Origin of the sequence: Sinorhizobium medicae, from assembly GCF_007827695.1 — a bacterium.
GTDB lineage: Bacteria > Pseudomonadota > Alphaproteobacteria > Rhizobiales > Rhizobiaceae > Sinorhizobium > Sinorhizobium medicae.
Genome location: NZ_VITA01000013.1, coordinates 23,236 through 46,392 on the forward strand (window position 1 = coordinate 23,236; position 23,157 = coordinate 46,392).

Genomic DNA, 23,157 nt, shown 5'->3' on the forward strand with positions numbered 1-23,157 from the left:
CTCCGCTTGAGCACCTCCGCCGGCCAACATCCAAAAGGATCATCGCATTGGCAATCAGGCTGAACTATCTCGATACCGGCTTTGAGCGCGATTTCGCCGCATTCCTGACGACCAAGCGGGAAGTTTCCGAAGACGTAAACGCCGTCGTGCGCGACATTATCGACGATGTCCGCGCGCGCGGCGATGCGGCGCTTGCAGATTATTCGGCGCGTTTTGACGGAATAGACTTCAATGTCACGGGCATGGCGGTGACGGCGGCGGAGATAGATGCGGCGATCCACGCCGTTGCTCCGGAGGTTCTCGGCGCCCTGAAGGTCGCCGCGACCCGCATCGAGGCGCATCACCGGCGGCAATTGCCGAAGGACGACATCTATGAAGACCAGATGGGCGTCGGCCTCGGCTCCCGCTGGACGCCGATCGATGCGGTGGGCCTCTATGTTCCGGGTGGCACGGCGAGCTATCCGAGCTCGGTTCTGATGAACGCTCTGCCGGCAAAGGTCGCCGGCGTCCCCCGCATCGTCATGGTCGTGCCGGCAATGGGCGGTGCGGTCAATCCTGCGGTGCTTGCGGCGGCGCGGCTCGCCGGCGTGGAAGAAATCTATCGCATCGGTGGTGCCCAGGCCGTCGCGGCCCTTGCCTACGGGACCGGGACGATCGCGCCGGTGGCCAAAATCATGGGCCCCGGAAACGCCTATGTCGCGGCCGCCAAGCGACAGGTTTTCGGCACCGTCGGCATCGACATGATCGCCGGACCTTCGGAAGTGCTGGTGATTGCGGATCGCGACAACGATCCGGATTGGATCGCCGCGGACATGCTTGCTCAGGCAGAGCACGATGCCGGCGCTCAGGCGATCCTGATCACCGACGATGCCGCTTTCGGCGATGCAGTCGAAGAGGCTGTGGAGCGTCAGTTGAAGACGCTGCCGCGTGCCGACACGGCGGCAGCGAGCTGGCGCGATTTCGGTGCCATCATTCTGGTTCCGGATTTCGACAAGGCCATCCCGCTCGCCAACCGCATCGCTCCCGAACATCTCGAACTGGCGACGGCCGATCCGGACGCGATGGTCCCCGCCATCCGCAATGCCGGCGCGATCTTCATCGGCAGGCACACGCCCGAAGTCATCGGCGATTATGTGGGCGGTTCCAACCACGTGCTGCCGACGGCGCGTTCGGCGCGCTTCTCGTCCGGCCTCGGCGTGCTCGACTATATGAAGCGAACGTCTATCCTGCGGCTCGATCCGGAACAGTTGCGCATACTCGGCCCCGCCGCGATCGCGCTGGCGAGATCGGAAGGGCTCGAGGCTCACGCCCGATCGGTCGCAATCCGCCTCAACCTCGGGGAAAAGGGATGAGGGCCGATCGCAATCTGCGCCTCTGCGATGTCGTGCTGGACGAGACGATCGGCCGCTCGACGCCGGATGTGGAGCACGAGCGCGCAGTTGCGATCTTCGACCTGCTCGAAGACAATATGTTCGAGCCCGTCGGGCATCCCGGAGGGCCTTACAGGCTCAATCTATCGCTGGTCGACGCCAAGCTGGTCTTCCGTATTTCGACCGACGGCGGCGCGGACGTCGCCACGCACATACTCTCACTCACGCCCTTTCGCCGGATCGTGAAGGACTATTTCATGATCTGCGAGAGCTACTATGAGGCGATCCGGTCGGCGACGCCGAGCCAGATCGAGGCGATCGACATGGGACGGCGCGGCATCCACAACGAAGGCTCGCAGACCCTGATGGACAGGCTGTCCGGTAAAATAAGACTGGATTTCGATACGGCACGCCGGCTCTTCACACTCGTCTGTGTGCTCTACTGGCGCGGCTGACGGGGAGGCGGACATGATCGGACCCGCCACATCGCAATCCAAGACGCTCCGCTCGGTTCTGTTCATGTGCGGTATGAACGCCATCCGTTCTCCGATGGCCGAAGCGCTCGCCCGCGCGGCACTGCCAAAAGGCACCTATGTTGCCTCAGCCGGCGTCCGCCAGGGCGAGCGGGACCCCTTCGTGGACGTGGTTCTCGACGAGATTGGACTGACCATCGGCCGGCATCAGCCGCGCACCCTCGAAGAGCTCGAAGACGATTACTTCGACCTGATTGTGACGCTCGCGCCCGAAGCCCACCATATGGCGCTCGAATTGACCCGCTCCATGGCGGTCGATGTGGTATATTGGCCCACACCCGACCCGACGGTTGCGACCGGGACACGGGAACAGATCGTGTCTGCCTACCGGTCGGTGCGGGATCACCTGGCCGCGCTGATCGCAAGCCGTCTCGCCGCCGAGGACCACCGGAAAGGCAGTCCTCCGGCGGCATGATCCCGGTCCTTGTACGGTGATCCGGGGCGCACGGATCGGGTACCCGAAAAAGCCTTATCAAAGCGGTTCACAAAGCCGCGGCGATTGTGTAGTTTCCGGCAACTTTTTGAGGATGCCTGTTGCATCCGCTATTGAACACGAGAAAGAACATTTCTGCATGGCGAAAGAAGAAGTCCTCGAATTTCCGGGCGTGGTCACCGAATTGCTTCCCAACGCGACATTTCGCGTGAAGCTTGAAAACGAGCACGAGATCATCGCCCACACGGCGGGCCGCATGCGCAAGAACCGTATCCGGGTTCTGGCCGGCGACAAGGTGCTGGTCGAGATGACGCCCTACGATCTGACCAAGGGCCGTATCACCTACCGCTTCAAGTAGGCCCCGGCCAATTGCACGTCGCCCAGAAGTGCAAAGCCGTTTTGGGCAGCGACATGCATGACATTGGCGCAAACCTCCGGGAACCACGGCTCGCATCGATGGCAGTGACCAAGAAACTGATACTGGCGTCCGGATCGCCGCGTCGCGTCGAGCTCCTGGCGCAGTCGGGGATCGAGCCCGCGCGCCTGATGCCCATGGACCTCGACGAAACGCCGAAGCGCTCGGAGCATCCGCGGTCGCTCGCCCGCAGGCTGTCCGCCGAAAAGGCGAAGGCTGCGCTTTCCGCCATCACTGGCGATCCTGCCTGGGAAGGCAGCTACATTCTCGCAGCCGACACCGTCGTGTGCGTCGGCCGCCGGATTTTGCCGAAGCCGGAACTGGTGAGCGAGGCATCGGCCGCATTGCACCTTCTCTCGGGCCGCAGCCATCGCGTCTATACGGGCATCTGCCTCGTCACGCCCGACCGCACGCTTCGTCAGAAGGTGATCGACACCAAGGTGCGCTTCAAGCGGCTTTCCACGATGGATATCGAGAGCTATCTCGCGTCCGGCCAATGGCGCGGCAAGGCCGGGGCTTACGGCATCCAGGGCATTGCCGGAAGCTTCGTCGTGAAGCTGGTCGGCTCTTACACCAATGTGGTAGGCTTGCCGCTTTATGAGACTGTCAATCTCCTGGTCGGCGAAGGATACGACGTGCACGATCGTTGGCTGGAAGGCTGAGAAGATGCGCGGCGGAGGCAAGAAAAACGCTTCGAACGTAGAACCCTTGCGCGCAACGCGGCCCTGTGCGGAATGCGGGCGGCCGTCCGTGCGCGAGCATTATCCCTTCTGCTCCGAGCGATGCCGGAACGTCGACCTCAATCGCTGGCTATCCGGTTCCTACGCCATCCCGGTTGCCGACGACGAGTCGAAGGCCGACGACGAAGACGAGCGGTAGGAACGCGGCCCTCATGCGGGCTTGCCCGCCATCCGTTGCCTTGATCCTTCTGAATTTCTTCAACTTTCGCGTCATTCCCATCAGCAGCTAAATTCCTTCGAAAAAGTGTCATTTGGTGCTGGACACGGCCGAACAAGATGTTATAACCCCGCTCGCTTCCGGGGCGAACGACACGCCCCAGCGGTTTCCAAAAGGGAACTGCCGCCGTCAAGGCAGGATGCCCGGATAGCTCAGTTGGTAGAGCAGCGGATTGAAAATCCGCGTGTCGGTGGTTCAAATCCGCCTCCGGGCACCATTCACCTAGTTCATTGAAATGCTTGAAGCTCTCTTGATTTTCTCCTGTTCCGTCGGAACCCTTTGTTTTGGCGCTTGGGGCGGAAAACGGCCGCGCCTTGGAGCCTTGTCCGGAGACAGGGAAGACGTATCTGTTTCGTGTGGACCGATCAGGGTCCGGCGGAAGTTGGGATTGTGGATCATCACCGAGGTCTGGCTAGGAGCATGATCAAGAATCCTGTGCACCCGGATCGAACGGCGGCGAGCACAGGGTGCTGAGGGTCATGGGCCAGATGATGCTCGCGGCGGCCCTATGGTGCTTTCTGCGATCGACCCCATGAAGCCCCGATCATCCGTTCCGAGCCTCTTTCGGCCAGGCGGTGACCGCCAGAACCCATAGTCCTATGATGTTCGCGAGCGGGATGAATGCAAGAATCGCCCACCACCCGGAAAAACCGATCCGCTTGAGGATTTTGGAGAGTGGCAAGCCGACCGCCAGTAACCAAACGATCACCATCAGCCAATGCCATATACTGAAGGAGCCCATTGCCAATTCCCTGTTGCAGCCGAGTTGTCCTGCAATCCAATACAACTTAAGAGATATGTAAAGTTCTGCCGCCTACAATGCCGGCCTGTGCCGCGAAGCGGAACGAGGAAAACTGGCTCTCACCCAAGCTGTTTATTTCATCGGCGAATAATATATCTTTAGCAGTATCCATTGGAGTACTCAGCGTTAAAACGCGCCAATGGGGCTGGCGGGAGCGTATATTTTCGATCACAAGTAAGGAATCTGTGAGGCGAGGTTGGGATGAAGTTCCGCGTCTCCGATGGGGCACGATTTTTTCTGCTTGGACAACGCAAGACTATTTTCGTTGAAGCGTCGCAGCAGATTTTTGAGGTCGATGATCTCACGGCCTATCTCACCTGCGTGCTCGCCGTGCCTGCGTCTCAGCGCCAGCTCGAAGTCGATCTCGTCGCGCGTGGCGCCGAACGGGCCGAGGCCCGGAGATCGGTGCGGGAATATCTTCACTACTGGTGCCGCCATGGTCTGCTGGAGATTGCCTTCGACGCCGAGGAGGGGGAGCCGCTGCACACGCATGTGCTTGATTTACAGGGAGCTGCCGCCTCGATAGCCTATCACGACAAAGGGCTCCTCGATCTTCTCCTGCCCATATTCGGTCATCTGGCATCACCGGGCCTCAAGCCTTCCGTCTCCTATGGCGTGGCAAGGTTCGGCAGCCAAGCGTGCATCAGCCGCAACCGTTCCCCAGGCCGAATCGTCCGGGTTGAAGAGGTGGCGCCGGTGCTGAAAGCGCTGCTGACGGAGGATGTGCTGGCAAGCCTCGGCCCTGACGTCGCGCTTCACGCCGCTCTTCTGGTCAGGAACGCAAAGGGCCTTCTGATTTGCGGCGCGCCCGGGGCGGGCAAATCGACGCTAACGCTTGCGCTCCTCGAAGCAGGCTTTGCCTGCGGCGGTGACGATATCACGCTGATGAGGCCAGACGGCCTGCTTCAGGGCGTGCCCTTTGCACCCGCCCTGAAGCGCGGCTCCTGGCGCCTTCTCGAAAACATGCGCGCTTCGGTCGAGGCGGCGCCGGTCCACCGTCGCCTCGACAACAGACATGTCCGCTATCTCGCGTCGATCCCCTTCGCATCCGACGATCCCGTCAAGCTCGGCACTATCGTGCTTCTGCGCCGCCGCAAGGGACGGGCGGCAATTGCCGCCGTCGAGCCGGCGCGGGTTCTGTCGGAACTCTTTCGCGGCGCTTTCACTCCGGCACGCGGGCTCGGTCTGCCGCAATTCGACGCTTTGCTGAGTGCTGTCCGCGGCGCCAGCGCCATCGAGCTATCCTATACGCGGCTGGATGAGGCCGTAGAGATGCTGAGCAGCCATCATGAAGGCGCGTAGCTCCGGAAATCTTCTTGCGCTTGCATCCTGCCTCAATGGCAGGCCTCCGACCGGCGTCGATTGGGAGCAGGTCATCGCACTTGCGAATGAAAGCCTGACGGTTGCTTCCCTGGCGGTCGCGGCGAGAAAATACGCGGATGACATACCAGAGGATGTCCGCCAATACCTATCGCTGATCTACGACAGAAATGCGCAGCGCAATCGCAGATTGCTGGCGCAGCTGACGGAGGCGGCATCTTGTCTCAATCGCATCGGCGTCGAGCCCGTCCTGATGAAGGGCGCGGCAATCCTGATCTCTCAGAAAATGGACGAAATCGGAGCGCGGATGCTGACGGACCTGGACATTCTCGTCCGCCCCGCCGATATGGTCTCATCGATCGGCGCGTTGAAGGACATCGGATACGAGGTTCGGCTTGCCGGGGGCAACGGGTCCTGGCCGGGCAACCGCAAGTTTCACCTGCCCGCCGTGCTGGAGCGCCCGACGGATGCGGGAAGTATCGACCTTCAATGCCGGCCGAAGGGCCCAGCCTCCTTCAGTGACATGGAATGGCTGGACGGGCACAGCCGCAAGGTCGACCTTGATGGAGGAAAGTTCCATATACCGTCGGCTTTTGCCCAGATTGTTTTCCTGATCTTGCACGATCAGTTCCAGGACGGGGACTACTGGCGCGGCCTGATCGATCTGCGACACCTTCTCGATCTGTCGAAGCTCGCAGCTTCGGAAGATGTCGACTGGAAGCAGTTGATGTCGCTTTTCGCCAGAGGATACGAGAGAAATGCGGTTGAGACACAAATCCTGACGGCTGACAAATTGTTCGGGATAAATGGTGCTCCCGATTTGTCCGCCGGGAAGCTGCCGCGGTTTCAATTGCAAAGGCGATGGGTCCAGCTCGGAAGGGATTATCTTTTCGTCCCCTCCACGGTTTTCACGCTCCTGAGCGAGCTTTCCCACTACCGGTCCTGGGACCGGTACGGCGGTGAGCCATATCCGTCGCGGCGTCAGGAGGCGGGTCGCAAGATCCGCGAGCTGCGACGCGTATTCCGCCCGAGGGCGTCCGGAAAGATCTAGCCACATCAATATTTCAAAGTGAAAATACCATGCGTCTTTGTATCGTACGAAAGATAAGGCGAATTATTCCTTGTAGCGTCTTGTGATTAATCAATTTTGATTATCGAATATTCTATATTGCAGGGAAGAGCCCAAATGTAACACTATGTATGGATCGAATGTTGTTGTACCATTCGGCGAGATAGTCAACGCGCATGGGAGTCTTTCATGAATTCCGAAATGCCAGAAGAGCTGCCGTCGCGCAGTGACGAAGACCGTCGTGAGTTCCTGAAAAGCTGTGGGCGCTTTGCGATCGTGACCCCGCCGGCCGTCACCATGCTGCTTTCCACGAGCCTCACCTCGAATGCGATCGCCAAGTCGGGTGGCGGCGGTGGTGGCGGTGCGAAGGGCAATAACGGCTACGGCAACGGGCCGGACGGAACAAATCCCGGTAGCGGGCATGGCGGCGGCGTTTCCCAGGGCGGCCCGGGAGGCGGGCAGTCGCAGAGCGGTTCGAAGTCAGGCGGCGTCCTGCGTTGATCGCGCGCCTTGCGGAGTTATGGGCGGAGCAAGCCGCTGATGGAAGTGATGGTTTGTTAACCACTTTGCTACAAAATTCTTGACGCCGATGAGGACGGGTCAACTGGCCCGTCGGACCTGGCGCAGGTGCGGCATTCGTCTTCCTGGGGAGTCGGGTAGGATGTACGACATGACGGAACACATGATGAAGGTGCTGATGACCATCATCGCTGCACTGTCGCTCGGATCCGTCGTGTTCCTGATGGCGGTCCTTTAGAGCATCTCCGCTGTTCTCCGAATCGCGGAATCTCTCTAGCCATTTGTTTTTAGGCCTTTAGGTTCTGATAGTCTGGAGAGGGATGCCGCTGGCTCGCTCACGGATAAAGGTAGAACTGGTCCCACTTCTCCCGGGGCACACGTTCGCCGATCTTGTATTCGAAGGACAGCACCTCGAGGTGCTCGGAATCCGTCTTGCACCTGAATGCCAGTTTGTACCAGTCGCCCTTGCTTCGGAATACCGCGCCCGTCGCCTTCATCTTGTCGCCTTTCATGACGGGATCGGCGAAGGCATAGGCAATGACCTTGTCCGGCTCGAACCGATTCTTGTCGGCGCCGATCCGCTCCATCGCCTCCGTGTCGCAACGCTGCTCCAGCCGCGTCTGGGGATCAAGCTTCTCGAATTGCCGGACGAGGGACCGGTCCATCGCTTGCGTCGGGTACGCCGCCAATGTGGCCAGGGTAAAGGCGCATGCGAGTGCTTTCATTCTCCATACCACTCCAGATCTACAGCGCGGCGGCATTCCGACTCATCGGGCTGCTGCGCGGGTGCTGTCAGCATTCAGTTAAACTATGTGGCCATTCCAAGGCAGCTGTTCCAAGCTCTGCCTCGGGTCAAGCATCCGGTGTTGGAGACCTCAAACTGCCGAGACGTCGATCCATTCCGCGCCGGTCAGCTCGGCCATGCGCGCCGGGCTGATATGGACGGCCGCATTGGTCGCACCGGCAGCGGGCACCACCACGTCGAACGACTTGAGAGACTCGTCACAATAGATGCTGTGGGGTTTTGCAAGACCGAAGGGGCAGACTCCGCCGACCGGATGGCCGGTTTCCGTCTCGACCTCGCCAAAGTCCAGCATGCGCGCCTTGGTCCCGAACCGCGCCTTGTATTTCTTGTTGTCCAGACGCGCGTCTCCGCGCGTGACGATCAGGATGACTTCGTCGCCGACCTTAAGTGCGAGCGTCTTGGCGATCTGCGCCGGCTCGACGCCATGGCCCTGCGCCGCCAGCGCCACGGTGGCGGTGCTCTGTTCGAGCTCGATGACGGCAATGTCCGGTGCGTGTTGGGAAAAGAACTGTTTGACGGAAGCGAGGCTCATTCTGGCACTATGGTTGTGGGTGAAGAATGTCTTTGACGACGAATGAGGCGACGTCGCTTAAGGAGCGACACGCCTCAATCGTCGTTTGAAGCGTCAAGATCCTCGGGACGCAGCCCCTCTTGCCGCGATGGCAGGTAGCCATGACTTGCGAACCAGTTTTCGAGGATGGTGGAGATAGCCTGTTCGCGGGTCAGGGTACCGGGGTGGTCCGCGATGTAGGACTTGAGCGCGTTCTCGATCTTTTCCGCATAGCATCCGGTCATTTATGCCTCCGCCCGTTGACTTGCGATAGCCGGTCCGCGCTGCCGCGGACCGGCCGCGCGCATCAGGCCTGTTTAACAACGCGAATCAGTACCAGAAGGATCACCGCTCCGATCGTCGAATGAATGATGGCGGAAAAGATGCCGGTACCGATACTGATGCCGATGGCCGGAAAAAGAAGGCCGGCAATGAAGGCGCCGACGATGCCGATGACGATATTCCCGAGCAGACCGAAGCCGCCCCCGCTGACGATCAGCCCGGCAAGCCAGCCGGCAACCGCGCCGACAATCAGGAACACCAGAATGCTTTCGATACCCATGAATCAGTCCCTCTCTATGCATTTCGAAGGAGAGGATAGACCATGTTTCGGAATCGGACAGGGGGTATTTCAATCATGCGTTGATTTTCCCGCCGTGATCGGAGCGGCCCCTCTGCAAGGGGTAACCCGAGGAGAGGGGCGAATGCTGCCGGATCAGACTATACCGCCGCCTCCGCCTGCGACCGCCGGCCGCTCGGCCGCTACCCGGGCGCGATAGCCGCTTGCCCGGTATGCCGCAACCGGCGCGATGGCGCCGCCGTTTTCGAGACGGGCCATGGAAAGGATCGGCTCGACATCCGTCCGGAACGCGGCCTTCAACGTTTCGGATGCCATTAGCGCATCGTTGTCTTCCTGGAACCCTGCAAGTGCCGAACGATCGACGATGAGCGCCTGCGCATAGGCGCGGCCGACCTCCATGGCGCTTGTCATCAGGCTTTCGATCGGATCCGTGACGTTGTGGCTCTGATCGAGCATGTGCGCGGGGTCGAAACCATCCGCCGCGCGTGCCTCGGCATCGACGAGTTCGTTGAAGACGAGGAAAAGGCGATAGGGGTCGATCGAGCCGGTGTCGAGATCGTCGTCGCCGTATTTGGAATCGTTGAAGTGAAAGCCGCCGAGCTTTTTGAACTGGATGAGCCGGGCGACGATCATCTCGATATTGACGTTCGGTGCATGGTGCCCGAGGTCGACGAGGCAGAAGGCCTTGGGTCCGAGTTCCCGGGCGATCAGGTAGTTCGTTCCCCAGTCCTGCACGACCGTAGAGTAGAAGGCAGGTTCGAACATCTTGTGTTCGGTGAACACGCGCCAGTCATTCGGAAGCCCCGCGTAGACAGCCTTCATCGAGTCCAGATAGCGCTCGAAGGTCCGGGTGAAGTGGCTCTGCCCGGGGAAATTGGAGCCGTCGCCGATCCAGACCGTCAAGGCCCTGGAGCCGAGCGCCGTGCCGATCTCGATGCATTCGAGATTGTGCTCGATCGCCTGGCGGCGGGTCGCGGCATCCGTGTGGGACAGAGAGCCGAACTTGTAGGAATGTGCCTGACCTGGGGCGTCCGAGAAGGTGTTCGAGTTCATCGCGTCGAAGGTCAAGCCGAGGGCGGTGCCCTTCTCCTTCAGCTCCTTGAGGTCAGAGACCTTGTCCCAGGGGATGTGAAGCGATACGGCGGGCGTCGCCCGCGTCAATTGGTGGATGACGGCGCAATCCTCAAGCTTGTCGAAGATGTTGCGCGGCTCGCCTGCTCCGGGAAAGCGGGCAAAACGCGTGCCGCCGCTACCCACACCCCACGAGGGAACCGCAACGCCGTAGGCCGCCACCTTGTTTTTCACGGCGTCGATATCGATGCCGCGGCGGGACAGCCGCTCGCCCAGGCTTTCGTAGTCCCGGCCGAGGGCATCGCGCCGGGCCGCGTTATCGGCGTCGAGGACGGATGTGCTGATTATCGGGGTCATCGGAGCCTTCTCCTCAGCGCGTGAACGACTGGGCATTGCCCGCGTCGACATTGACGATGTTACCGGTGGACTTCGCCGACATGTCGGAAGCAAGGAAGTAGATTGCCTCGGCGATATCTTCCGGGAATACGCTGAGCTTCAGCATGGAGCGCTCGCGGTAATGCGCCTCCAGTTCATCGACGTCCATATTGTAGGCGGCGGCGCGCTGTTCCTTCCATTCGCCGGTCCAGATCTTGGAACCGCGCAGTACCGCGTCGGGATTGACCACGTTGACGCGAATCTGCGCCGAAGCCCCCTCGAGCGCCAGGCAGCGGGCGAGGTGGATTTCGGCCGCTTTGGCAGTGCAATAGGCAGAAGCTCCGGGCGAGGCCGCAAGCCCGTTCTTCGAAGCGACGAAGACGACATTTCCGCCGGTCTTCTGGTTGCGGAAGATGCGGAAAGCCTCGCGCGAGACCAGGAAATAGCCCGTCGCGAGAATGTCCATATTCTTGTTCCAGAGCGCCAGCGTGGTGTCCTCGACAGCAGCCGACGTCGCGAGACCCGCATTGGAGACGAGAATATCGAGACCGCCGAAGGCCAGGAGCGCGTCGCCGAAACCCGACGCGACGGCCGCCTCATCGGTGACGTTCATGTTGACGGAGCGGACGAAATCCTTGCCATAGCGGTTCGAAAGCTCGTTCTGCGCAGCCTCGAGCGCCGTTTCGTCGATATCTGCAAGCACGACGCAGGCGCCTTCCTGCATCAGCCGGTTGGCTGTCGCCTTGCCTATGCCGCCGGCGCCGCCGGTGACGAGAGCGATGCGCCCGGCAAGGCTCTTCGGCTTCGGCATGCGCTGAAGCTTGGCTTCTTCGAGCAGCCAGTATTCGATGTCGAAAGCTTCCTGCTCCGGCAGGCCGACATAGGTCGAGACGCCGGACGCGCCGCGCATGACATTGATGGCGTTGACGTAGAACTCCGCGGAGATGCGCGCCGTCGCCTTGTCCTTGGCGAAGGTGATCATGCCGACGCCCGGCAGGAGATAGACGACGGCGTTCGGATCACGGATCGCCGGGCTGTCGGCGCGCTTGCAGCGGTCGTAATAGGCCGCGTAATCGGCGCGATAGGTCGCGATCGCCTCGGGCAGGCCCGCAAGCGTCTTTTCGAGGTCCGGCTGGGCCGGGTCGAAGTCGACGATCAGCGGGCGGATCTTGGTGCGCAGGAAGTGATCGGGGCAACTGGTGCCGAGTGCTGCCAACGGCTCCAGATTTGTAGAGGTTACGAAATCGAGCACGGCCTCGCTGTCGTCGAAGTGCCCGACCTTGCTTTCCGCTCCGCTGATGAGACCGCGGATGACAGGCATCAGTTTCCTGGCGATGGCGACGCGTTCACCGCCGGCGAGCGCCGGTTTCGCCGGTCCACCGAAGGCCGGACCCGTGTTTTCCGTCTCGAACCAGGCAATGGCGCGATTGATGATTTCGATCGTCGTCTCGTAGGCCTGCTTGGCCGTGTCGCCCCAGGTGAAGAGGCCGTGGCTTTCGAGCACGACGCCGCGCGCTTCCGGGTTCTCACGGCAGAATCTTTCAAGCCAGAGACCGAGTTCGTAGCCGGGCCGTTTCCACGGCAGCCAGCCGATCTCAGTTCCGAATATCTTGCTCGTCAGTTCCTTGCTGTTCTTCGAGGCGGCGATGGCAATGATCGCATCCGGATGCATGTGGTCGACATGCACCTTCGGAACATAGGCATGCAGCGGCGTGTCGATCGAAGCGGCGCGCGGGTTGAGATTGAAGGTGCAATGCGGCAGATACCCGAACATCTCGTCTTCGAATTCGACCCCGCGATAGATGCCCTCGAGGGCCCGCAGCTTGTCCATATAGAGGGTGGCGAAGCCGTCCATCTTGATCGTGCCGACGTCGCCGCCGGAGCCCTTGACCCAGAGGACCTCGACCATCTCGCCCGTCAACGGATCCTTTTCCATGACCTTGGCCGAGGTGTTGCCGCCGCCGTAATTGGTGATCCTCTTGTCAGATCCGAGCAGGTTCGAGCGATAGAGGAGCCTTTCAGGCTCGGTCATTCCTGCCGCCTTGCCGTCGTCCCAAAGATTGGCAAGGCGCGCGCCCTGTTGCTTGCCGAGCATGTCAAACTCCTCCCGCTGAGCTGGCCGCCGCCACATGGGCAGCTGATGATCGGCATCAGATCACACGCTGAAGACGCGCGTGTCAATCAAAAACGATCAAAAACCCTCATGATGCACCGCACAATGAAAAAACATGATTGTTTGTGATTGACAATGCTCGGGAGTGATGGAAGCATGCGGAGCATCGGAGGAGCGCATGCACGAGAAAGAAAGACATAGGATCATCCTGTCGGCCGTACAGGAAAAACCGGTCGCGACCGTGCCTGAACTCGTCGATCTCACCGGCAGCTCGGAGGCGACGATCCGCCGGGACATTGCGGCGCTGCATGTGCAGAAGCGCCTGCGACGCGTCAGGGGCGGCGCCGAGGCGATCAACCCGCCGCAGTTCGTCGGCCTTGCCGGCCGGCCCTTCAGAGTGAACGAAGGTTTGCATGCGCGGGAGAAACAGGCGATTGCCCGGGAAGCGGTGGCGCTTTGTCAGGACGGCGAACCGATCATCATCAATGGCGGCACGACGACATTTCAAATGGTTCATTTCCTCGCCAATCGCCGGATGCAGGTCTTCACCAATTCATTTCCGATCGCCGAACACCTGCTCAAGCATTCCAAGAACACCGTCATGTTGTCGGGCGGGACGATCTATCGCGAGCAGAACATCATATTGAGCCCTTTCGAAAATGACGTGACGCGCAACTTCTATGCGCGGCGCATGTTCATGGGGGCGCAGGGGCTCGGGCCTCTCGGGCTGATGGAAGCAGATCCCCTGCTGATCCAGGCCGAGCAGAAGCTTATCGACCAGGCCGACGATCTCGTCGTGCTCGTCGACTCCTCGAAGTTTCACAGGCGCTCGAGTCTCATTCTGTGTGGCCTCAAGCGCATCGCCACCGTCATCACGGACGCGGGCATCGAGGACCGTCATGCCTCGATGCTTGAAAATGCCGGCGTCAGCCTGATCGTCGCCGCTCAGAGCGCTAGGGCCGATGCCGAAAAGGCTTCGACATCCGCATGAGGAATGGGCGGAGGAGCTGATGTCCCGAGCTTCCGGATGAAGATCGGGAAATGATTGTTCGGGCAGGAAGACGCAGCCACTCCGGATGCGGGCCCATGGGAGGAAGAAAACGATGAAAATACTGAAATCATTGATGGTGACGGCCGCCGTTACCGCGGCGCTGATGGCCAATGCAGCGCATGCGGAAAACAAGAAGATAGCGCTTGTCGTCAAGGCACTGGGCATCGGCTTCTTCGAAGCCGCCAACAAGGGTGCGCAGGAGGCGGCGAAAGAACTCGGTGACGTCGAGATCATCTATACCGGCCCAACCTCGACGACCGCGGAAGGCCAGATCGAAGTGATCAACTCGCTGATCGCTCAGAAAGTCGATGCCATCGCCGTGTCGGCCAACGACACCGACGCGCTCGTTCCGGCGCTGAAGAAGGCGATGGACCGCGGCATCAAGGTCATCTCCTGGGATTCGGGCGTGGCCAAGGAAGGCCGCATGATGCATCTCAACCCGTCATCAAGCCCGCTGATCGGCAACATGATCATCAAGCTCGCTGCCGACAATCTGCCCGAGGGCGGCGATGTCGCGGTGCTTTCGGCCTCGGCAACAGCGACCAACCAGAACACCTGGATCGCCGAAATGAAGAAGGTCCAGGGCAACTACAAGGGCATCAATGTGGTCGCTACCGTCTATGGCGACGACCTAGCGGACAAGTCCTATCGCGAGACCCAGGGGCTCATCCAGTCCCATCCGAACCTGAAGGCCATCATTGCCCCGACATCCGTCGGCATCGTCGCCGCGGCGCAGGCCGTGACCGACGCCGGCAAGATCGGTCAGATCAACGTCACGGGCCTCGGCCTTCCCTCGGAGATGGCAGGGCATGTGAAGTCCGGTGCCTCGAAATCCTTCGCCATCTGGAACCCGATCGACCTCGGTTATTCGGCAACGATGATCGCCTATGAGCTCATCAACGGTGCCGAAGCCAAGCCCGGCGCGGAACTCAAGATGGGCCGCATGGGAGCCGTCAAGCTCGACGAAAACAATGAAGGCGCCATGGCCGACCCGTTCGTCTATGATGCTTCGAACGTCGAGGAATTCGCGAAGATCTTCTGATCGGCGGGGGGGCGTTTGCCCCCTCATCCGGCCTGCCGGCCACCTTCCCGTTCTACGGGGAGAGGGACACAAGCGGCGCCACCTGAACCCGCCGTCACCGCGCCCCTACCGAGGAGCGAGCGGGCGCAGCAAGCCCCTTCTCCCCGCCTGCGGGGAGAAGGTCGCGGCAGCGGGATGAGGGGCGGCAGCGGACGGAGAGGTTTTTACACCCTTCGTTCTCGCGGTGACGGCACGGCTCCTTGAAACGACCGAGATATTGGTGGACCCACTCTTGTTGCAGGACACAACCACATCGCGGATGAAGCCCGCCATCGCGCTTGAGGGCATATCGAAGTCCTTTCCGGGCGTGCGCGCGCTTTCCGATGTCTCACTCGCGCTCTATCCGGGCTCGGTGACGGCGCTCGTCGGCGAGAACGGCGCCGGCAAGTCGACCCTCGTGAAGATACTGACCGGCATTTATCAACCCGATGCGGGCGCAATCCGGCTCGCTGACAGGGAGACGACATTTCCGACAGCCCTTGCCGCGTCCCGCGCCGGCGTGACCGCGATCCACCAGGAGACGGTCCTCTTCGACGAGCTCTCCGTCGCGGAGAATATTTTCCTCGGTCATGCTCCGCGCAATCGCTTCGGCCTCATCGACTGGAAGAAGCTCAACGCCGACGCCAAGACCCTGTTGAACCGGGCAGGCGCCGATTTCGACCCGACGATCCGCCTCCGCGACCTCGGCATCGCCAAGAAGCACCTGGTCGCGATCGCCCGGGCGCTCTCGGTCGATGCGCGCGTCGTCATCATGGACGAGCCGACGGCCGCTCTGTCGCACAAGGAAATTCACGAGCTCTACGCGCTGATCGAACGGCTCAAGGCCAACGGCAAGGCCATCCTCTTCATCAGTCACAAATTCGATGAGATCTTCCGCATCGCCGACCGCTACACCGTCTTCCGCGACGGAGCGATGATCGGCGAAGGGCTGATCGCCGATGTCAGCCAGGACGATCTCGTCCGCATGATGGTCGGCCGCGCGGTCGGCTCCGTGTACCCGAAGAAGGAGGTGGCCATCGGTCAGCCGGTGCTTACCGTTTCCGGTTATCGCCACCCGACCGAATTCGAGGACATCAACTTCGAGCTCAGGCGCGGCGAGATTCTCGGCTTCTATGGCCTCGTCGGCGCGGGACGTTCGGAGTTCATGCAGTCGCTGATCGGCATCACCCGGCCGTCGGCCGGTGCGGTCAAGCTCGATGGGGAGGTGCTGGTTATCCGCAGCCCGGCGGAGGCGATCCGCGCCGGCATCGTCTATGTGCCGGAAGAGCGCGGGCGGCAGGGGGCGATCATCGGCATGCCGATCTTTCAGAACATCACGCTGCCATCGCTCTCGCAGACCTCGCGTTCGGGGTTCCTGAGGCTCGCCCAGGAATTCGCCTTGGCACGCGAATATACCTCGCGTCTCGACCTGCGCGCCGCCTCGCTCGATCAGGATGTCGGCACGCTGTCCGGTGGAAACCAGCAGAAGGTGGTGATCGCCAAGTGGCTCGCCACCCGGCCGAAGGTCATCATCCTCGACGAGCCGACCAAAGGCATAGACATCGGATCCAAGGCTGCCGTCCATGCCTTCATGAGCGAACTCGCCGCCCAGGGCCTGAGCGTCATCATGGTATCCTCGGAAATCCCGGAGATCATGGGAATGTCCGACCGCGTCATCGTCATGCGCGAGGGCCGCGTCGCCGGAAGGTTCGAACGATCGGAACTGACTGCCGAGAAGCTGGTGCGGGCTGCCGCGGGCATCGAAACGCAAGCCGGCGGGGGAGCAGCATGATGGCCAAGCTCCTCAAGAACCGTGAAATCCTGCTCGTCGTTGCGATTGCGGTGCTGCTCGCTATCATCGCCTTGCGCTTCCCGGCTTTCGTGGCGCCGTCCAATCTCGCGCGCGTCTATAACGACACCTCGATCCTCGTCATCCTGGCGCTTGGACAGATGGCGGTTATTCTTACCCGCTGCATCGACCTGTCGATGGCGGCCAACCTCGCGCTCTGCGGCATGGTGGCAGCCATGCTGAACAATTTCTTCCCCGGCCTGCCGATCCCACTCATCATTTTTGCCGCCATGGCGCTGGGCGGGTTCCTCGGCGCGATCAACGGTACGCTGGTCTGGAAGCTCAACATTCCGCCGATCGTCGTGACCCTAGGGACTTTGACGATCTACCGCGGTCTCATCTTCGTTTTGACGAACGGCAAATGGATCAATGCGCATGAGATGAGCGACCCCTTCAAGGCGCTGCCGCGGCTGGTCGTCGCCGGCATGCCGGTGCTTTCCTGGCTCTCCTTCCTCATGATAGCGCTGATGTTCCTGGTCATCGGACGTACGCCGCTCGGCCGCGCCTTCTATGCCGTCGGGGGCAATCCGCATGCGGCCGTCTACACCGGCATCGATGTCGGCCGGACGCGCTTCTTCGCCTATTGTCTCTCGGGTACGCTTGCGGGCCTGTCAGGTTATCTCTGGGTATCGCGTTATGCCGTCGCCTATGTGGACATCGCCGCCGGATTCGAGCTCGACATCATCGCGGCCTGCGTCATCGGCGGCATTTCGATTGCCGGCGGCATCGGCTCCGTGGCTGGTGCGGTGCTCGGAGCACTCTTCCTCGGCGTGATCAAGAACGCGCTGCCGGTCATCGATATCTCGCCCTTCGCGCAGTTGGCGATATCCGGAACGGTCATCATCATCGCGGTTGCCGTCAATGCCCGCGCCGAGCGGCGCAAGGGCAGGGTCATTCTCAAGAAAGCGGAGGCGGTCTGATGGCTGACGCGCAAATCTCTCCCCGCAACATTCCCGACCGACTGGAGGGGCGCGGCGCTCGCCTCCTGAAGAGCTGGGAAGCGCTGCTCGTGGTGGTCGCCGCCGTGATCTTCCTCGGCAATTCGCTGGCGTCGCCTTATTTCCTCGATCCTTGGAACCTCTCGGACGCCACGTTCAACTTCACCGAAAAGGCGATGATCGCCTTTGCCATGGCACTGGTGATCATCTCCGGCGAGATCGACCTGTCGGTTGCGTCCATCATTGCGCTCGCCTCGACCGCCATGGGTTACGCCGTGCAGTTCGGTTTCGACACCCCGGCGCTCGTCGCGATCGGGCTCGGCGTCGGTCTCCTCTGCGGCCTCGTCAATGGAGTGCTGATCACCGGTCTTGACCTTCCGTCCATCGTGGTGACGATCGGCACCATGAGCCTGTTTCGCGGGCTCTCCTTTGTCGTCCTCGGCGATCAGGCCTTTACCGGTTATCCCGAAAGCTTCGCCTGGTTCGGCCAGGGCTACGTCTGGTGGGTCTTCTCCTTCGAATTCACTCTCTTCGTCGTACTCGCCGTCATTTATGGAGTTCTTCTCCACAGAACGAATTTCGGTCGCGCCGTCTATGCCATCGGCAACAATCAGACGGCCGCGCTCTTCTCCGGCGTGCGCGTGCCCCGGGTCAAATTCACGCTCTTCCTGTTGACGGGCCTGCTGGCCGGGCTCGCCTCGGTCTGCCTCACCTCGCGGCTCGGCTCTACACGCCCATCGATCGCGCTCGGCTGGGAACTCGAGGTCGTGACCATGGTGGTGCTTGGAGGCGTCAGCATTCTCGGCGGCTCCGGCACGATACCCGGTATCGTGTTGGCGGCGCTGATCATGGGCATGGTCACCTTCGGCTTCGGCCTTTTGAACGTGCCCGGCATCGTCATGTCGATCTTCATCGGCCTGCTCCTGATCTCGGTCATCGCGCTGCCGATCCTCTGGCAGCGTGCCCGCCGCCGTCCTGTTCATTGAGGTGGAAGTCATGGAAAAATACGCCTTCCGCATGCGACTCCATCCCGGCAAGGCCGCCGAATACCAGGCGCGTCACGACGCGATCCGGCCGGAGCTGGTGGCGCTTCTGAAGGACGCCGGGATTTCCGATTATTCGATCCACCTCGATGAGGAGAACGATCTGCTCTTCGGTGTGCTCTGGCGGTCCGACGATCACAAGATGGCCGATCTTCCTTCGCACCCGGTGATGCGGAAATGGTGGGCGCATATGGCCGATATCATGGAGACGCATGCCGACAACGAGCCGGTCGCCGCACCGCTCAAGACGGTCTTTCATCTGAGATGACAATGAAGACTGTGGCCGTCATCGACATCGGAAAGACGAATGCCAAGATCGCCTTGGTCGAACTCGAGCGCTTCGAGGAGATTGCCGTGCGGAAGGCGGGCAATGGCGTCAAAGATGACGGACCTTACCCGCATTTCGACACCGAGCGTCTTTGGCGCTTCATTCTCGACAGCCTCGCGGCGCTCAACCGTGAGCACCCGATCGACGCGATTTCGGTCACCACCCACGGCGCGACCGCCGTGTTGCTCGACAGTTCCGGTGCGCTCGCTTTGCCCGTTCTGGACTATGAATTCGCCGGCCCAGATGCGCTCGCGGACGAATATGACAAGGTGCGCCCCCGTTTCTCCGAAACCGGCTCGGCGCGCCTGCCTATGGGGCTTAATGTCGGCGCTCAGCTCTTCTGGCAGCAGCGCATGTTTCCAGATCATTTCGCCCGCGTCGCCACGATACTCACCTATGCGCAATACTGGTCCTACCGGCTGACAGGCATCAGGGCCAATGAGCTGACGTCGCTCGGCTGCCACACCGATCTCTGGAACCCGGCGACGGCGGACTTTTCGTCGATGGTCGATCAGCAGGGCTGGCGCCCTGTCTTTGCGCCGGTCCGACGGGCGGGGGATGTGCTTGGTCCCGTGCTTCGGCAGGTTGCGGATGAAACAGGCCTGCCGCCGGAAACGCCCGTCCATTGCGGCATTCATGATTCCAACGCCTCGCTGCTGCCGCATCTGATCACGCGCCAGGCGCCATTCTCTGTCGCCTCCACCGGGACCTGGATCGTCATGCTCGCAGTGGGCGCCAGACCCGTGAAACTCGACGAGCGGCGCGACACGCTGATCAATGTCAACGCGCTTGGCGATCCGGTGCCTTCGGCCCGTTTCATGGGTGGCCGCGCCTTCTCCCTGCTCATCGGCGGCGATCCGCCGCCGGCATCGCCCGAGGCCGAAGCGAGCGTCCTGGAGAACGGGCATATGCTGCTGCCGTCGTTGCCTGGGGGATCGGGGCCTTTTCCGACTTCGAGCCCGCGTTGGACGACCGACGAAGACAGGCTCACGCCTGCCGAAAGGCTTGCGGCCGTGTCCTTTCATCTCGCTCTGATGACGGCGACCTGTCTCGACCTGATCGGTGCAAGGGGCGAAATCCTCGTCGAGGGACCGTTTGCTTCCAACGAGGCCTATTTGCGGATGCTCGCCGCGGCTACCGGCCGGCCTGTCCTTGCAAACAGGCTGAACAGCACCGGAACGAGCCTCGGCGCCGCGTGCCTCGTCGCGGGTGCCCACGTAAGAACGGGGGCCGAGCCGGTCGCGCTGCAGATGCCGGTCGCCTATGCCGGCTATGCCGATTTATGGCGCCGGCTCACGGCTGCGCATGTGCAGGCTGGTTCGCAGTAGGTCGGTTCACAGGGATGAAGAAGAAGGACCGCGCAGGTTCTCAGAAGACGGATGTTCTGCTCGCTATCCGGCTCTGATCCAGATTGACGACGATCGAGATCGCCGTCATGGCGAGCGTTGCGGTGATGATGGCGCCTATTCCAAGAACAATCATTGTTCGCGTCCCGTGGCGCTTCGTCATGATGCGCCTGTGCCTGAAGATGCTACTCAACGCGTATTTCGCGCCATTCCCTGCATGCTTGATCCCCGACCGATCCAGAAACATGCAGCACCTCAAATGCTGGAGTGACCCCGCGCGTTAGGACGCACGGCGCACTATGCTTCGATACTGGACGCCGGTTAGATCCACAATCCCTGAACAATCATCATTGAAAACCTGTGGCTGCACTCGGCAAAAACGTTGTATCGTCAGCGTCCGATACCGCCACGGTTGAATTTTAGCGATACCGGTTAAGAGCCATGTGCCGTTAACCTTCAGGCAAGGAATTAACCATAAACATGGTCCAACACGGCGGAATGGGAAGCCTCGGCTTCTCCTCAAGGCATGATGCCGCACCGCCGTACCGGTCTAGGTCCGGTATCCATTTTCACTGAAATCACTGTGGACGAACGATGGCGGGCGCTTCGGAGCGCGCTGTTCTCATCGCTTGCGTGTGACCGGCCGCCGGCTGCGATCCTCTTCCCGGGACGATTTCTATCAGGCGCGCGTCAATAGCCGGGGACCAGCGTGAAACAGGAAGCGTCAGAACAGGCGAGAAGGGGTCAGGCGGCCAGTCTGCTGGAACGCTTGCGCTTTGCCGGTCTCGACGAAGATGCCTGCGCGCTGCTTCGCGATCACCGGCAGGCTCTTTCGCCACGCATCGAGCTTGCGCTGCGTGCACTCTCGCACCGCCTGCAGACCCATCCCGACGCGGCGCGTCATTTCGACAGCGACCGACAGGTCGACCGTCTTCACGATCTGCAATCATCGCACTGGAATGTGCTCACGGACGCCCGTTTCGACGGCCTTTATGCCGAGCGAGTGAAGGTGCTTGCCGACACCGAGAGCCGCATGGGTCTCGACCCGCGCTGGCAGATTGCAAGCCACGCCGTCGTGCTCGAGCACCTGATCATGGGCGCGATCGAGGACGCCTGGCCGAAATCGATCATCTCCCTCGGCAAAGCTCGCAAGAAGGAACTGCGCGACCTGGTCGCTGCGCTCGTGCGCACCGCATTCGTCGATACCGAAATTGCGGTCTCCCTCCGCTTCAACGCGTTGCGCCAGCAGCACCAGCGGCAGCTTTCCCAGAGCCGGCGGGACGGCGAAGCCGAGCTGCAGGCGCTCTTCGCGGATTTCCTGAATGCTCTCGCGGAGGGCGACCTAACCGCGCGGCTTCCCGAGGATGCGCCGGAAACCTACATGCCCATCGTCGCGGGCCTCAACACGGCACTGGGCGAGATCAGGAATGCGCTGGTCGCGGCGGATGAACGCGCCGCGGCGGCCGAGGCCATCGTCTCGGATCTGCGCGGCAGCGCCGCCGATTTATCGAGCAAAGCCGGGGCAGAGGTGAAAACGCTCGATCAGCATCTCGCGACCCTCGTCAGCGCGACCGAGCGTATTCGCTCCGGTTCGATCCGTATCGGCGCCACCGAGGCCAAGGCAAGCGAGACCCGCATTGCGGTGGAGCGCAGCGGCGAGATCGCCGGCCAGGCGATCTCTGCCATGGCGGACATCGAAGCGTCTGCCGAAAAAATCGGGCAGATCATCGGCGTCATCGACGAGATCGCCTTCCAGACCAACCTCCTGGCTCTCAATGCGGGCATCGAAGCGGCCCGGGCAGGCGAAAGCGGTCGCGGTTTCGCGGTTGTCGCACAGGAGGTGCGTGCGCTCGCGCAACGGTCCGGCGAAGCCGCGCGCGAGATCAAGCAGCTCGTGACAGGAACGAAAGGCCAGGTCGCGGCCGGCGTCGAGACCGTCGGACGGACCCAGCACGCCATCAGCAGCATCGCCGAACAGGTCATTTCCATAAACGAGGCCGTCACCGGCATCGCACGTGAGGCGGAATATCAGGTGAGGGATCTTTCCTCCGCAGCCTCGGAAATCGGCGCGGTCGCCGAGGCGATGAACCGAAGCACCGCACTCGCGGAGGTGGCACTGGCGTCCTCCGGCGACCTTCACGACGTCATTATGGAACTGGGCGAGACCGTCCGTCGCTTCCATCTCGAGCGTGAGGCGAGATCGGGCGCGCGCTTCTTACCGTCAAGAGTAGAGGCGACCGACGACCAAAACGAAATGCCGTTCGGCGAGGCCGCGTCCGAACGGCACTTCGCCGGATGGCGACGTTAGTGCACGCACTTGAAGCGAGGGAAAAATGGCCAGCAGAAACACCGCAGGAAAAACACTGAAGCTCGCTCCGGTATTGGACCTGAACGAGGCAACGGTGCTGCATGAGAGGCTCCTCGCCCTGAAGGGCGGGGCGGTGACCATCGATGCGTCCGGTGTTGAGCGGGTAGGGGCACTTTGCGTTCAGGTCCTGATGGCGGCTGCAAAGAGCTGGGAAGAAGACCGCTTGTCTTTCACCTTTGCCGAGGCGTCGGACGCTTTCGTTAAAACGACACAGCTCATCGGGGCGGAGATCGGTCCCCTGATGGCAAAGGAGATTTGAGCA

General features: G+C 61.5%; 25 protein-coding genes and 1 tRNA gene. 19 read left to right on the forward strand and 7 right to left on the reverse strand.

All coding sequences use genetic code 11. The features are described 5' to 3' along the window. The first annotated feature begins 47 nt into the window (after nt 1–47). The 7 genes from hisD to FB009_RS20995 all read left to right on the forward strand — a co-directional run bounded on the left by hisD (nt 48) and on the right by FB009_RS20995 (nt 3,925). On the forward strand, nt 48–1,352 hold the full coding sequence (hisD, locus tag FB009_RS20965; RefSeq protein WP_011974419.1) for a histidinol dehydrogenase: 1,305 nt from the start codon (nt 48–50) through the stop codon (nt 1,350–1,352). Further along, the gene (locus tag FB009_RS20970) at nt 1,349–1,825 is read left to right on the forward strand and encodes a UPF0262 family protein (RefSeq protein WP_011974420.1); all 477 of its coding nucleotides are present in this window, start codon (nt 1,349–1,351) and stop codon (nt 1,823–1,825) included. The genes hisD and FB009_RS20970 overlap by 4 nt, the downstream gene beginning before the upstream one ends. A 13-nt stretch (nt 1,826–1,838) precedes the next feature. After that, the gene (locus FB009_RS20975; RefSeq protein ID WP_011974421.1) at nt 1,839–2,318 is read left to right on the forward strand and encodes an arsenate-mycothiol transferase ArsC; all 480 of its coding nucleotides are present in this window, start codon (nt 1,839–1,841) and stop codon (nt 2,316–2,318) included. 157 nt (nt 2,319–2,475) lie between these two features. Beyond that, nucleotides 2,476–2,694: a translation initiation factor IF-1 gene (infA, locus tag FB009_RS20980; protein WP_004435948.1), complete on the forward strand. Its 219-nt coding sequence runs from the start codon at nt 2,476–2,478 to the stop codon at nt 2,692–2,694. 98 nt (nt 2,695–2,792) lie between these two features. Beyond that, nucleotides 2,793–3,413, forward strand: a complete 621-nt coding sequence (locus FB009_RS20985; protein ID WP_024311125.1) for a Maf-like protein — start codon at nt 2,793–2,795, stop codon at nt 3,411–3,413. 4 nt (nt 3,414–3,417) lie between these two features. Beyond that, a complete protein-coding gene (gene yacG, locus FB009_RS20990; protein ID WP_011974424.1) occupies nt 3,418–3,630 on the forward strand; it encodes a DNA gyrase inhibitor YacG in 213 nt (70 codons plus the stop codon). A gap of 219 nt (nt 3,631–3,849) precedes the next feature. Continuing rightward, nucleotides 3,850–3,925, forward strand: a tRNA-Phe gene (locus FB009_RS20995). 327 nt (nt 3,926–4,252) lie between these two features. Here FB009_RS20995 and FB009_RS21005 read toward each other — a convergent pair. Beyond that, nucleotides 4,253–4,450: a hypothetical protein gene (locus FB009_RS21005; protein ID WP_018208932.1), complete on the reverse strand. Its 198-nt coding sequence runs from the start codon at nt 4,448–4,450 to the stop codon at nt 4,253–4,255. 261 nt (nt 4,451–4,711) lie between these two features. On the opposite strand from FB009_RS21005, the gene FB009_RS21010 reads away from it, so the two are divergent. The 3 genes from FB009_RS21010 to FB009_RS21020 all read left to right on the forward strand — a co-directional run bounded on the left by FB009_RS21010 (nt 4,712) and on the right by FB009_RS21020 (nt 7,400). Then, nucleotides 4,712–5,812: an HPr kinase gene (locus tag FB009_RS21010; RefSeq protein ID WP_011974426.1), complete on the forward strand. Its 1,101-nt coding sequence runs from the start codon at nt 4,712–4,714 to the stop codon at nt 5,810–5,812. Then, nucleotides 5,799–6,881 carry a nucleotidyltransferase family protein gene (locus FB009_RS21015; RefSeq protein WP_011974427.1) on the forward strand — a complete coding sequence of 361 codons (1,083 nt, stop codon included), beginning with the start codon at nt 5,799–5,801 and terminating at the stop codon, nt 6,879–6,881. The genes FB009_RS21010 and FB009_RS21015 overlap by 14 nt, the downstream gene beginning before the upstream one ends. 207 nt (nt 6,882–7,088) lie before the next feature. Next, complete coding sequence (locus FB009_RS21020) at nt 7,089–7,400, forward strand: hypothetical protein (RefSeq protein WP_011974428.1); 312 nt, start codon at nt 7,089–7,091, stop codon at nt 7,398–7,400. A gap of 353 nt (nt 7,401–7,753) precedes the next feature. Here the strand turns inward: FB009_RS21020 and FB009_RS21025 are convergent, their stop codons facing one another. The 6 genes from FB009_RS21025 to FB009_RS21050 form a co-directional block, all read right to left on the reverse strand. Then, nucleotides 7,754–8,143 (reverse strand): DUF930 domain-containing protein, encoded by a 390-nt coding sequence (locus FB009_RS21025; protein WP_127580529.1) that lies wholly within the window; start codon nt 8,141–8,143, stop codon nt 7,754–7,756. Between the two features lie 150 nt (nt 8,144–8,293). After that, nucleotides 8,294–8,755 (reverse strand): YbaK/EbsC family protein, encoded by a 462-nt coding sequence (locus FB009_RS21030; protein ID WP_011974430.1) that lies wholly within the window; start codon nt 8,753–8,755, stop codon nt 8,294–8,296. Between the two features lie 74 nt (nt 8,756–8,829). After that, nucleotides 8,830–9,018 (reverse strand): hypothetical protein, encoded by a 189-nt coding sequence (locus tag FB009_RS21035; RefSeq protein ID WP_011974431.1) that lies wholly within the window; start codon nt 9,016–9,018, stop codon nt 8,830–8,832. A 62-nt stretch (nt 9,019–9,080) separates the two neighbouring features. After that, entirely contained in the window at nt 9,081–9,335 is a 255-nt protein-coding gene (locus FB009_RS21040) for a GlsB/YeaQ/YmgE family stress response membrane protein (protein WP_004435988.1), read from the reverse strand. 153 nt (nt 9,336–9,488) lie between these two features. Further along, on the reverse strand, nt 9,489–10,781 hold the full coding sequence (gene rhaI / locus FB009_RS21045) for an L-rhamnose catabolism isomerase (RefSeq protein ID WP_011974432.1): 1,293 nt from the start codon (nt 10,779–10,781) through the stop codon (nt 9,489–9,491). A 13-nt stretch (nt 10,782–10,794) separates the two neighbouring features. Further along, on the reverse strand, nt 10,795–12,894 hold the full coding sequence (locus FB009_RS21050; protein WP_028054058.1) for a bifunctional rhamnulose-1-phosphate aldolase/short-chain dehydrogenase: 2,100 nt from the start codon (nt 12,892–12,894) through the stop codon (nt 10,795–10,797). 196 nt (nt 12,895–13,090) lie between these two features. Here FB009_RS21050 and FB009_RS21055 point away from each other — a divergent pair, with 196 nt between their 5' ends. From FB009_RS21055 to FB009_RS21100, 9 genes are all read left to right on the forward strand, one after another. Next, the gene (locus FB009_RS21055) at nt 13,091–13,903 is read left to right on the forward strand and encodes a DeoR/GlpR family DNA-binding transcription regulator (protein WP_011974434.1); all 813 of its coding nucleotides are present in this window, start codon (nt 13,091–13,093) and stop codon (nt 13,901–13,903) included. A 112-nt stretch (nt 13,904–14,015) separates the two neighbouring features. Continuing rightward, nucleotides 14,016–15,005 (forward strand): rhamnose ABC transporter substrate-binding protein, encoded by a 990-nt coding sequence (gene rhaS / locus FB009_RS21060; RefSeq protein ID WP_011974435.1) that lies wholly within the window; start codon nt 14,016–14,018, stop codon nt 15,003–15,005. Between the two features lie 298 nt (nt 15,006–15,303). Next, a complete protein-coding gene (locus FB009_RS21065) occupies nt 15,304–16,815 on the forward strand; it encodes a sugar ABC transporter ATP-binding protein (protein WP_011974436.1) in 1,512 nt (503 codons plus the stop codon). After that, the gene (locus FB009_RS21070) at nt 16,812–17,792 is read left to right on the forward strand and encodes an ABC transporter permease (RefSeq protein ID WP_011974437.1); all 981 of its coding nucleotides are present in this window, start codon (nt 16,812–16,814) and stop codon (nt 17,790–17,792) included. The genes FB009_RS21065 and FB009_RS21070 overlap by 4 nt, the downstream gene beginning before the upstream one ends. After that, on the forward strand, nt 17,792–18,796 hold the full coding sequence (locus FB009_RS21075) for an ABC transporter permease (RefSeq protein WP_011974438.1): 1,005 nt from the start codon (nt 17,792–17,794) through the stop codon (nt 18,794–18,796). Before FB009_RS21070 ends, FB009_RS21075 begins: the two co-directional genes overlap by 1 nt. A gap of 10 nt (nt 18,797–18,806) precedes the next feature. Continuing rightward, nucleotides 18,807–19,121 carry an L-rhamnose mutarotase gene (gene rhaM / locus FB009_RS21080; protein WP_011974439.1) on the forward strand — a complete coding sequence of 105 codons (315 nt, stop codon included), beginning with the start codon at nt 18,807–18,809 and terminating at the stop codon, nt 19,119–19,121. Further along, a complete protein-coding gene (locus FB009_RS21085) occupies nt 19,118–20,509 on the forward strand; it encodes an FGGY-family carbohydrate kinase (protein ID WP_011974440.1) in 1,392 nt (463 codons plus the stop codon). The genes rhaM and FB009_RS21085 overlap by 4 nt, the downstream gene beginning before the upstream one ends. A gap of 727 nt (nt 20,510–21,236) precedes the next feature. Then, entirely contained in the window at nt 21,237–22,835 is a 1,599-nt protein-coding gene (locus tag FB009_RS21095) for a globin-coupled sensor protein (protein WP_127580525.1), read from the forward strand. Between the two features lie 25 nt (nt 22,836–22,860). After that, on the forward strand, nt 22,861–23,154 hold the full coding sequence (locus FB009_RS21100) for an STAS domain-containing protein (protein ID WP_011974443.1): 294 nt from the start codon (nt 22,861–22,863) through the stop codon (nt 23,152–23,154). The last annotated feature ends 3 nt before the right edge of the window (nt 23,155–23,157 follow it).